Raw genomic sequence first — 8,323 nt, 5'->3', positions numbered from 1 at the left:
CCCAGCCGCCGGCGGCGGCCCGGGCCGCGGCCACCGCCGCGGCGCACCGGTCGCCAGTGGCGCTCGCGACGCGCCCGACGACGTCGCCGGTGCGGGGGTCGAGGATGGTCAGCTCACGGCTCTCGGTGACGGTCACGCCCACACGTACCTCGTGACGGCCCGTTCATGCGTCGGCGGGCGAGGTGGTGACCCCGATCGCGGCGGAGAGCGCCGCGCCCACCGCGTCCGGACCGATGTCGGCCATGCAGGCGGGGCCCTCCGGGGAGAGCGGGCAGCGCGCCTCCCACCAGCACACCTGCTCGGTGATCGCGGTGGGGCGCCGGTGCGGGCAGCCGGGCAGGCCCTGCAGGTCCACCGCCGGCGCGTCGAGCCCGTAGCGGGCCGCGAGGGTCGGCCCGAACAGCCCGACGGTCCGCGCGCCGACGGCCGCGGCCACCCGGACCGGCCCGGTGTCGGGCCCCACCACCGCACCGCCGCGGCCATCGACGGCGGCGAACAGGGCCGCGAGGGAGCGCAGGTCGGTCGGTGGCACCGGCCGCGCGAGCCCGGCCGCCCACTCCGGCGCCGGGTCCCGCTCCCCCACCACCAGCGCGGGCGCGCCGGCGCGGGCGAGCTCCTCGGCGAGGGCCCTCCAGTGCGGCCACCGCTTGACCGCCATGCCCGCTTCCGGCACGAGGACCACCGGCGCGCCGGTGGGCGCCAGCCGGTGCAGAGCCGCCGCTCCCGCCCGGCGCTCGGCCGCCGTCAGGTGCAGCGCCGGCGGGCGGTACGCGCCGTCGACGAGGCCCTCGGCGGCCAGGATCCGCCAGTAGCGCCGGGCGACCGGCTCGTCGGCCGGCGGGCGCCGCCACAGGTCGGTGACGCTGCGCATCCCGCGCGACTCGATCTCCTCGGCGATCCCGTCGTAGCGGGTCGTGCAGACCACCAGATCCGGGCGGCGGCGGTCGAGCTCGGCGACGACGGCGGCGCGCTCGTGGCCCTTCGCCGCGCGCACAACCTCCGAGACGGCCGGGTCGGTGCGCAGCAGCGCGTCGCCGGGGGCGTGGGTGAGCACCCGCAGCGCGGCACCCGGGTTGCGGCGGGCCAGCGCGTGCACCGACGGCAGCACCATGCAGAGGTCGCCGAGGCCGCCGAGCAGGTCGACCACGAGGACGTCGCGGAACCGGTCAGGCACGGCTGCGGCCCGCCACGACGCCGTGACCCGGGACGCTGCGGCCCAGCACCCGCGCGTAGAGCTCGCGGTGGGCCGCCGCGATGTGGGCCCAGTCCCGCCCGGCGGCCAGGCCGGCGCCGCCCGCGGCGACCCGCGCCCGGCGGGCCGGGTCGTCGAGCAGCCCGCCCAGGGCCTCGACCAGCACCCCGGCGTCGCGGACCCGGGGCGCGACGGCGACCGTGACGCCGTCGACCAGGTCCGGGTCGGGCGGGTCCGCCGCGGTCACGACGGTGGGCAGGCCGTGGGCGAACGCCGAGAGCAGGGCCCCGCTCTTCGTCGTCGCCCCCGCGGTGAACGGGAACGCGGCGACGTCGCTCGCGTGCAGCGCGGCCGAGACCCGCTCGGCGGCAAGGTGCCCGGTCATCGTCACGTGCTCGGTCACGCCGTGCTCCCGGCACACGGCCTCCAGTTCGGCCCGGAACGCGCGCGCCTCCCCTTCCGGGAGGGCCGCCGAGGTGAACCCGCCCAGCACCAGCAGGTGCAGCCGGTCGCGGCCGCCAGCGCGCAGCGCCGCGACGGCCTCGATCAGGTAGCGCAACCCCTTCACCGGGTGCACGAAGCCGAAGAACACCACCACCTCGGCGTCGCCGGGCACCCCGAGCCCGCGGCGCACGGCCGCCCGTCCTGGCGTGCCGCCGAGGTCGGGCACGTTCGGAGCCAGCGGCACCAGCTGCGGGACGACCCCGAGCCGGCGGCGGAGCTCCGCGGCGTGCCCGGCGTTCGTCGTGACGGTGCCCGCGGCCGCCGTGACCAGCCGCCACGTCTCGCGGTCGAACCGACCGCCCCGCTCGACCGCGCGCCACACCGCGGGCGGCACCCACGCCGGCGCGGCCCACCAGCCGTACTCGTGCACGGTGGTCACGACCGGCGCCGCCACCAGGTCGGGCAGCAGACCCGGCCACGGCCGGAACCCGAACGCCGAGGGCGCGAACTGCACGTGCACGACGTCGGGGCGATCCGCGCGCAGCCGCCGGGCCGCCGCCACCACATCGCGCGGCGAGCCGTCGACCTGGACCGGCACGACGTCCGTGCCGGCCGCGCGCAGCGCCGCCGACAGGTTCGCCGCGTAGTCGGCGACGCCGTCGCGCTCGGCATCCACCCGACCCCCGACCAGCGCGATCCGCACCGCCACCCCCACCGTCGCCCGTCCCGTCCGCACCTCGGTTCCCCGTGCGCGGTCGGCGAAACGGGGTTCGCCGCGCCCCCGCCGGGAACGTGCCTGTCGTGACGGTCGATCGGTTCGAGCACCCCGGCGCGCTGGCCGCCCCGCCCATCGACTGGCGGGCCGTGCGGCGCCTGCTCGTCGTGCGCCCCGACAACCTGGGCGACGTGCTGCTGGCCGGCCCCGCGCTGACCGCCCTGCGCGCCGCCGCGCCGGCCGCCCGCATCGACCTGCTCGTGTCGCCCGCGGGCGCGGCCGGAGCGGCGCTGCTGCCCGAGGTGGACGCGACGGTCGTCGCGCGGGTGTCGTGGCAGCGGTTCGGCTCCGACGCGGGGGCGGCGGGAGCGGGCGCGCCCGACGCCGACCTCGTCGCCGAGTTCGCCCGCCGCGGCTACGACGCCGCCGTCCTGCTCACCTCGTTCTCCCAGTCGCCGTGGCCCGGCGCGTACGCCTGCCAGCAGGCCGGCATCCCGGTGCGGGCCGGGCTGTCCAAGGAGTTCGGCGGCGCCGCCCTCACCCACTGGGTGCCCGCGCCCGACGACGCGCTGCACCAGGTCGACCGGGCCAACTACCTGCTCGGGCGGCTCGGCGTCCCGGCCTGCGGGACCGACCTGCACGCCCGGGTCGGCGAGGCCGACCGGGCCGCGGCGCGGCACGCGCTGGCCGCCGCCGGGCTCGACCCCGACGCCCCGCACGCCGTGCTGCTGCCCGGCGCGTCCTGCGCGTCCCGCCGCTACCCCGCGGCCCGCTTCGCCGAGGTCGCCCGGCGGCTGGCGGGGGCCGGGCTCCCGGTCGCGGTGTGCGGCCCGGAGGGCGAGCGCGACCTGGTCACGGAGGTGGCCGCCGCCGGTGCGGGGGTCGAGGCCCTGGTCGGGGCGCTGGACGTGCCCGGTCTGGCGGCGCTGCTCGCCGGAGCCGCGGTCGCGGTCACGAACAACAGCGGGGGCATGCACCTCGCCGACGCCGTCGGCACGCCCGTGGTGGCCCTCTTCGCGGGCACCGAGGAACCCGGGCAGTACCGCCCGCGCTCGGTGCCGGCCGCGGTGCTGACCGTGCCGACGCCGTGCAGCCCGTGCCGCCAGTTCAGCTGCCCGTTCGGGCACGAGTGCCTCGACATCGCCCCCGCCACCGTCGCCGACGCCGCCCTGGAGCTCACCGCCGCGCGGGCGGGACGAGGGCCAGCAGGTCGACCGCCGACGCCGAACGGCCACCGAGGGTCGTCGGCGACTGCTGGTGGTAGGCGCCGCTCGGCAGGATTCCGGCCCCTCCCCGCCGGGCCATGACCCGCTGCTGGCTCAGCACGTCCTCGCCGTGCGTGTCGGCCGGCACGTCGCGCCAGAAGTCGAACCCGCCCGCCTCCAGCAGCGCCGTCCGGTCGAACAGGACGCACCCGGCGGCCCACGCCACCTTGTAGGCCACCCAGCGCTGCGGCGGGGGCAGCGCCCCGGTGTCCAGGCCCAGCCGCTCGGCCAGGTGCACGCCGTTCGCGGCGTTGTGCAGGGTCCAGCGCGACCAGGCCGGGCCGTCCTTGACGACGGTCTCCGGGCGCACCGGGCCGTCCCACATCTCGAACGGGGCGCACTCGTCGGGGCGCACGTCGTCCAGGTGCGACAGGCCCTGCATCGCGGCGGCGACGAACCCGCAGCCGAGCGTGTGCAGCGCCCGGTGCAGCCGGTCGAGCACCCCGGGTTCGAGCCACACGTCGTCGTCGAGGTAGAGCACCGCGTCCGCACGGGCCCGCGAGAGCAGGAACGCCCGCTGCTCGGCGATGCCCCGCCGGGGCAGGTGGCGCAGCAGCTCGACCGGGGTGCCCCGCCGCCGCAGCGCCCGCACCAGGGTGGTCGCCGACGGCGTGTCATACGCGGGCGGGCCGTCGGACTGGTCGGAGACGACGACCCGGAAGTCCACCCCGCTCTGCGCGGCCAGGCCGGCCAGCGTCGTCGCGAGCTCGACCGGGCGCCCGCTCGTCGGGATCAGGACGTCGATCGCCGTCATCCGGGCACCGCGGCCAGCACCGCGTAGTCCTGGGTGCCGAACAGCCCCTTCTGCAGCGCCAGTGCCACGGCCGCCGACGCCCGCGCGCTGATCCCGTCGAGCCGCAGCCCGGACAGGTCGAGGTCCTCCTTGGGGTGCAGGCGCACGATCTCGACGTCGGTGAACCCGACGGCGCCGACCAGGAACTCCAGCTGGGCAGGCGGCACCGGGTTGCGGTGGGTCGGGTCGATGTGGAAGTTGCAGGCGCCCATCACCAGGTTCGTCGGGTCCGGCGTCTCGGCGAGGAACAACCCGCCCGGGCGCAGCGCCCGCCGGGCCGCGGCGAGCAGCCCCAGCAGCGCCTCCAGGTCGAGGTGCTCGACGACGTGGAAGGCCGTGACCGCGTCCAGCGACCCGGCCGGCAGCCCTTCGAGGTGCGTCGTCGCGTCGGCGTGCGCCACGTCCAGGCCGCGCTCGCGCAGCCGTCGCACCATGGCGGCGTTGTCGTCCGCGCCGGCCGCCGGCACCCCCGCCTCGGCCAGCAGGGCCAACCACTCCCCCCGCCCCGGACCCGCGTCGAGCACCCGGGGGCCCTCGGCGCCCGGCGTGACCACCGCCCGCACCCGGGGCAGGTGCACCGCCAGCCGCTCGCGGACCTCGGCCTCGGCGCCGCGGAAGCGGTCCTCGAACGCGGGGTAGACCGCGGCGAACCGCGGGCTGGCCCCGGCCAGGACGTCGAGCCGCTCGCGCAGCAGCGCGACCTCCGCGCGCAGGTCGTCCAGTTCGCTCATACCCCCGGACCTCGGGCCGTGTCGGGGGTCGGGGTGGTCTCCGCGTCCATGCGTCCCGGCTTCCCGCAACGCCGCGCTCCAACCGTCCCCGTCGCGGCCGTCGCCGCCCCGCACACCCGCCGCCACGCACACCAGCTGGTCCCGGCGCACACGTCACGACATGTGCGCGGCGATCACGAGATGTGCGCCGACCAGGCGGTGTGCGCGCCACCCACGGGCCAGGAGCGGCCCCGGGCACCTCGCAGCCCCGGGCTGTTTCCTCGCAGCCCCGGCTGTGTTGTCGCAGCGGGCCGGCGGGCTGCGACAACACCCCTGCCGCTGCGCGGACGCCACCACCTCTGCGAGGTGTGCGCCGCACCGGCCCGCGGTCAGGCGGCCGGGCGGATGTTGTGGTTGAGGTGGAAGGCGTTGTCCGGGTCGTAGCGCGACTTGAGCGCGGTCAACCGGGCGAGCTTGTCCGCGGAGTACGCCCGGCGCACGCCGGCGTCGCCCTCGTCGGACAGGGTGTTGACGTACACGCCGCTGGCGAAGGGCTCCATCGCGGCCGCGCACCGGCGGGCCACGGCGAAGCGGGCCGAGTCCTCGGCCGGGTCGGTCCACGGGCTGGCCGCGACGTACTCGAAGAGCGTGCCGCGGTGGCTGAACGCGGTGTCGGCGTCGGCCACGTCGTCGATCGCGCCACCGTAGGCCTGCAGGCCGACGCTGGGCAGGTTCTCGCCGGTGCCGTCGGCGGTCCCCCGGCGCAGGAACGCCTCGATCGCCGCGTCGTCGAACCCCCGCAGGAAGTGGCCCTTCCAGTACCGGCGCAGCGCGTGCCCGTCGGTGGCGTCGTCGCGGCGCTGCAGCTGCAGGTAGGTCCGCTCGACGACGTGCTCGGCGACCGGCCGCCCGAGCGCGCCGATCCGCGGGGCCAGCCGCCGGCCCCGCTCGGGGTCGCCGACCCAGACGAACCCGACGGTGAGCAGCCCGTCGGCGCCGATCCCGGCGGTGAAGGTGGCCTCCCGGGGCGCCTCGGCGTTCAGGTCGCGCCAGCCGCGCAGCACCGCGGCGCCCTGGTCGAGCCCGAACGAGTACTCCGCGGTCAGCGCACGGGTGCCGACCTCGTGCAGGCGGAACTCGAACTCGGTGACGACGCCGAAGTTCCCGCCCCCGCCGCAGAGCCCCCAGAACAGGTCGGGGTGCTCATCGCGGGTCACCCTCACGACCTCGCCGGCCGCCGTCACCAGCTCGAACGACTCCACGTTGTCGCAGGTCAGGCCGTGCTGACGGGCCAGCCACCCCATCCCGCCGCCGAGGGTGAGCCCGCCGACGCCGGTGTGCGAGACGTTGCCGGCCGTGGTGGCCAGGCCGTGCCGCTGGGCCTGCGCGTCGAGCGCACCCAGCATCGCCCCGCCCTGCACCCACGCCCGCCGCCGGACGGGATCCACCCGCACCCCGCCCATCGGGGTGAGGTCGATCATCAGGCCGTCCTGCGGGACGGCGTGGCCGACCACGCTGTGACCCCCGCACCGCACGCCGATCTCCAGGTCCAGATCGCGCGCGGTCCGGACGGCGGCGACCACGTCGCCGACGCCGGCGCACCGGACGATCATCCGGGGCCGGTGGTCGACCATCGCGTTCCACACCGTGCGCGCCTCGTCGTAGCCGGGGTCGCCCGCGCGCAGCAGCTGACCGTCGAAGTGGTGGGCCAGGTCCGTGGATCGGTTCGTCATGGGAGAACCCTGACAGCGATCGGTCCGGACGATATGGTCCGATCCGATGGCCGTTTCGGGTACCAATTCGGGTCGCTACGGCGATCTGCCCCTCATCCTGGACCGCTCGGGTCCCGAGGCGCTGCACCGGCAGGTGGGGGCGGCCATCCGCGCGGGCATCCGCTCCGGGCGCCTCGCCGTGGGCACCCGGCTGCCGCCCACCCGCACCATGGCGGCCGAGCTCGGGGTCTCGCGAGGGGTCGTGGTGGAGGCCTACCAGCAGCTCATCGCCGAGGGCTACCTCACCGGGCGCACCGGCGGCTACACCACCGTGGCCGAGTGGCCGCGGCACGTGGCGGCCGAGCCCGCGGCGCCCGCCACGCCCGGACCGGACCTGCGCGTCGACTTCGGCTACGGGCGCGCGGACGTCGCCAGCTTCCCCCGCCAGACCTGGCTGCGCTCGATCCGCCGGGTCATGGTCGAGACGCCCGGCGACCGGTTCCTCTACTCCACCGGGCAGGGCGTCGTCGAGGTGCGCACGGCGCTGGCGGACTACCTCAACCGGGTCCGCGGCACCGCGGCCCACCCGGACACCGTGCTGATCTGCAACGGCTACGCCCAGGCCGTCACGCTGCTCATCGCGGTGCTGGCCCGGCGCGGGGCCCGGCGGCTGGCCGTCGAGGACCCCTCGTCGGACGACGACGCCCGGCCGATCGCCGCGGCGGCGGGCATGGAGGTCGTCGGGATCCCGGTCGGCCCCGACGGCGTCGACGTGGCCGCGCTCGAACGCTCCGACGCCGACCTGGTGATCCTCACCCCGTCGCACCAGTGGCCCACCGGCGGCGTGCTCAGCGCGCAGGCGCGGGCGGCCGTGCTGCACTGGGCCGACCGGCGCGGCGCGCTGGTCGTGGAGGACGACTACGACGCCGAGTACCGCTACGACCGGCAGCCGGTCGGGGCCATGCAGGGGCTGGCCCCGGAACGGGTCGTCTACGCCGGCAGCGCCAGCAAGACGCTGGCTCCCGGGCTGCGGCTGGGCTGGCTGGTCCTGCCCCGCCACCTGGTCGCCGACGTGGCGGCGGCCAAGGTGCTGGCCGACCGCGGATCGCCGGCGCTGGAGCAGCTGAGCTTCGCCGACTTCCTGGCCCGCGGCGAGTTCGACCGCCACCTGCGACGGATGCGCCCGGTGTACCGCAGGCGGCGCGACGCGCTGCTCGCCGCGCTGGCCGCCCGGCTGCCCGACCTGGAACCGGCCGGCATCGCCGCGGGCCTGCACCTGGTGGCCTGGCTCCCCCCGGACCTCGACGAGGCCGCGGTGGTCGCCGCGGCCGCCCGGCACGGCGTCGCCGTGCACGGCGTGACCCCGTACCGGATGGCCCGGACCGGGCCCGGCGGGCTCGTCTTCGGCTACTCCTCGATCGGCGAGCGGGCCATCACCACCGGCGTCGACCTGCTCGCCGACGCCGTGGCCGAGGTGAGGTCGCGGGCATGA

General features: G+C 77.4%; 6 protein-coding genes and 1 pseudogene. 2 read left to right on the top strand and 5 right to left on the bottom strand.

What is annotated here, in order from left to right; all coding sequences use genetic code 11:
• Positions 1-163: 163 nt before the first annotated feature.
• On the bottom strand, positions 164-1,174 hold the full coding sequence (locus KIK08_RS01655; RefSeq protein ID WP_214401140.1) for a glycosyltransferase family 9 protein: 1,011 nt from the start codon (positions 1,172-1,174) through the stop codon (positions 164-166).
• Positions 1,167-2,372, bottom strand: coding sequence for a glycosyltransferase family 4 protein (locus KIK08_RS41440; protein ID WP_214401139.1), 1,206 nt, complete (start codon positions 2,370-2,372; stop codon positions 1,167-1,169). Before KIK08_RS41440 ends, KIK08_RS01655 begins: the two co-directional genes overlap by 8 nt.
• An 11-nt stretch (positions 2,373-2,383) precedes the next feature.
• Here KIK08_RS41440 and KIK08_RS39415 point away from each other — a divergent pair.
• Positions 2,384-3,463, top strand: a pseudogene (locus KIK08_RS39415) (glycosyltransferase family 9 protein); the annotation flags it as partial.
• Between the two features lie 64 nt (positions 3,464-3,527).
• On the opposite strand, the gene KIK08_RS01645 reads toward KIK08_RS39415, so the two are convergent.
• The 3 genes from KIK08_RS01645 to KIK08_RS01635 form a co-directional block, all read right to left on the bottom strand.
• Entirely contained in the window at positions 3,528-4,370 is an 843-nt protein-coding gene (locus KIK08_RS01645; protein ID WP_214401138.1) for a glycosyltransferase family 2 protein, read from the bottom strand.
• Positions 4,367-5,140: a methyltransferase domain-containing protein gene (locus KIK08_RS01640; RefSeq protein WP_214401137.1), complete on the bottom strand. Its 774-nt coding sequence runs from the start codon at positions 5,138-5,140 to the stop codon at positions 4,367-4,369. Before KIK08_RS01640 ends, KIK08_RS01645 begins: the two co-directional genes overlap by 4 nt.
• 368 nt (positions 5,141-5,508) lie before the next feature.
• Positions 5,509-6,852 (bottom strand): FAD-binding oxidoreductase, encoded by a 1,344-nt coding sequence (locus KIK08_RS01635; RefSeq protein ID WP_214401136.1) that lies wholly within the window; start codon positions 6,850-6,852, stop codon positions 5,509-5,511.
• Positions 6,853-6,898: 46 nt separating this feature from the next.
• Between KIK08_RS01635 and pdxR the strand changes: the two genes are divergently transcribed.
• The gene (gene pdxR, locus KIK08_RS01630; protein WP_214401135.1) at positions 6,899-8,323 is read left to right on the top strand and encodes a MocR-like pyridoxine biosynthesis transcription factor PdxR; all 1,425 of its coding nucleotides are present in this window, start codon (positions 6,899-6,901) and stop codon (positions 8,321-8,323) included.

It is taken from the genome of Pseudonocardia lacus (assembly GCF_018531445.1).
GTDB classification, from domain to species: domain Bacteria; phylum Actinomycetota; class Actinomycetes; order Mycobacteriales; family Pseudonocardiaceae; genus Pseudonocardia; species Pseudonocardia lacus.
Note: the sequence above shows the minus strand (reverse complement) of the source record. Positions and strands in the feature narration are given on the sequence as shown.

Excerpts from the sequence above, each read along its gene's own strand:
- KIK08_RS01645 (WP_214401138.1), bottom strand. The coding sequence starts at position 4,370 with ATGACGGCGATCGACGTCCTGATCCCGACGAGCGGGCGCCCGGTCGAG.
- KIK08_RS01640 (WP_214401137.1), bottom strand. The coding sequence starts at position 5,140 with ATGAGCGAACTGGACGACCTGCGCGCGGAGGTCGCGCTGCTGCGCGAG.
- KIK08_RS01635 (WP_214401136.1), bottom strand. The coding sequence starts at position 6,852 with ATGACGAACCGATCCACGGACCTGGCCCACCACTTCGACGGTCAGCTG.
- pdxR (WP_214401135.1), top strand. The coding sequence starts at position 6,899 with ATGGCCGTTTCGGGTACCAATTCGGGTCGCTACGGCGATCTGCCCCTC.